Below are 2088 nucleotides of genomic sequence, written 5' to 3'. Positions count from 1 at the left end.
AAATATAAACTAATACCATTAGTTAGTTTCCCACATTAACAACTCTTACTAGAAAAATGAAGGATTTCTTCAAATACACATTTGCCAGTCTAATTGGTAGCATACTAGGAATTACTCTAATTATTGGCCTCGGATTCGGCGGACTAATATTTTTTGTTGCTTCGATCGCCAGCAAAACTAAGGATGTAGGTCCACAAGTTAAAGACAAATCAATCTTAGTCTTCGATCTCGGTACAAATATTACAGATACTCGACCCATATCCTCCACTGGGGAAGCACTCCAAGAAGCTTTATCCAGCGACCAACCGACAACCATGACCCTCCGAACAGTAATTAATACTCTCAATGCTGCTGCCCAAGATGAAAAAATAATCGGCATTTACATTAAAGGTAGCAACACTCCAGGAGCAACAGGATTAGCAAATCTACAAGAAATACGGCAAGCACTTCAACGGTTCCGAGACACTGGCAAAACTATCATTGCTTATGATATGGACTGGACAGAAAGAGAATATTATCTAGCTTCGGTAGCAGATGAAGTAGTGATTAATCCTTTTGGTGCCCTTGAGTTCAATGGTTTAAGTTCTCAAACTATGTTTTTGACTGGGGCGTTGGATAAATTTGGTATCGGAGTTCAGGTAACGAGAGTGGGTAAATATAAGTCTGCCGTTGAACCCTTTATCCTAGAAAAAATGAGTCCGGAGAACCGACAGCAAACTCTCCAATTATTACAGAATATTTGGGGTCAATATCTGCAAACAATTTCTACAAGTCGAGGGTTAACAACACAGCAGTTACAAGCGATCGCTGATAATCAGGGTCTATTGATAGCGAATACCAGTTTAGAAACTAAGTTAGTAGATAGAGTTGCCTATTACGATGAAGTGTTGACAAAACTTAAACAACTAACTGGTAAAGAAGAGGAAGATAAAACTTTTACACAAGTTAGTCTCAACAATTATGGCAAAGTACCAAAAGTTGCAGAAGGTCTTAGTAACAATGTTAAAAGCAACAATAAAATTGCTGTAGTTTATGCTGAAGGAGAAATAGTTAATGGTACTGGTACTCCTAGACAGGTAGGAGGCGATCGCGTAGCAAAGGAATTGCGAAAGCTACGATTTGACGACAAGGTTAAGGCAGTGGTGTTGCGAGTTAATAGTCCAGGTGGTAGTGCATCAGCATCAGAAGTTATTGGTAGGGAAGTCAAGCTTATTAGTGAGGAAAAACCTGTGGTTGTATCTATGGGTAATATTGCTGCTTCTGGCGGGTATTGGATTTCTATGAATGCAGATCGAATAGTTGCTGAACCGACTACTGTTACTGGTTCGATAGGGGTTTTTGGTGTTTTGTTCAATATTCAAGAAGTAGCTAATGAAAATGGAATTACTTGGGATGTGGTGAAAGTTGGTAAGTTTGCAGATTTGAATACTACTTCTCGTCCTAAAACTGAGGAGGAGTTAGTATTAATTCAAAAGATGGTTGATTCAATTTACGAGCGGTTTATTACAAATGTGGCAACTGCTCGTAATTTAGCCAAGGAAAAAGTAGCGGAAATTGCTCAAGGTAGAGTTTGGTCTGGTGCTGATGCTCAAGAGTTAGGTTTGGTTGATGAGATTGGTGGGATAGAAGTTGCTATTAAAGTTGCTGCGGAAAAAGCTGAACTAGGGGATAGTTGGAAAGTTGAGGAATATCCTAAGTCTCGTAGTTTGGAGCAACGGATTTTCCGCAGTCTTTCTGGTGTAGAAGTTGACATATCTACGACTCCTGTAGACCCACTAACGGCAGAATTTAAAAAGTTACAGCAGGAGTTAGCTAGTTTGAGAGCGATGAACGATCCTTATGGGATTTATACTCGTTTACCGTTTAATTTGAGAATTGATTAATTGAGGATTCAGGAATTAGTAGGGTGCTGTTAGCAATAGCATAACTCACCCTATTCAAATCTAGTAGCAAAGTTCAAGAATTAAGAATTTAGAATTAAGAATTTAGAATTACCTCTCCTTGAAAATGAGAGGATTGACAAACAGGAAAATTTTTATTTATTATCCCCTTAAAAGGGGAGGCTTTAAACCACAATATTTCGGTAAA

The 2088-nt window shown here is 38.6% G+C and carries 1 protein-coding gene; it reads left to right on the top strand.

Translation table 11 applies throughout. The features are described 5' to 3' along the window. The first annotated feature begins 56 nt into the window (after positions 1–56). Positions 57–1883 (top strand): signal peptide peptidase SppA, encoded by a 1827-nt coding sequence (gene sppA / locus AFK68_RS00540; protein WP_094670796.1) that lies wholly within the window; start codon positions 57–59, stop codon positions 1881–1883. Positions 1884–2088: the final 205 nt, after the last annotated feature.

The organism is Hydrocoleum sp. CS-953 (assembly GCF_002260545.1).
GTDB lineage: Bacteria > Cyanobacteriota > Cyanobacteriia > Cyanobacteriales > Microcoleaceae > Trichodesmium.
Note: the sequence above shows the minus strand (reverse complement) of the source record. Positions and strands in the feature narration are given on the sequence as shown.

What these genes read in the sequence shown, in the direction of transcription:
- sppA (WP_094670796.1), top strand. Translation starts at nt 57, where the DNA reads ATGAAGGATTTCTTCAAATACACATTTGCCAGTCTAATTGGTAGCATA.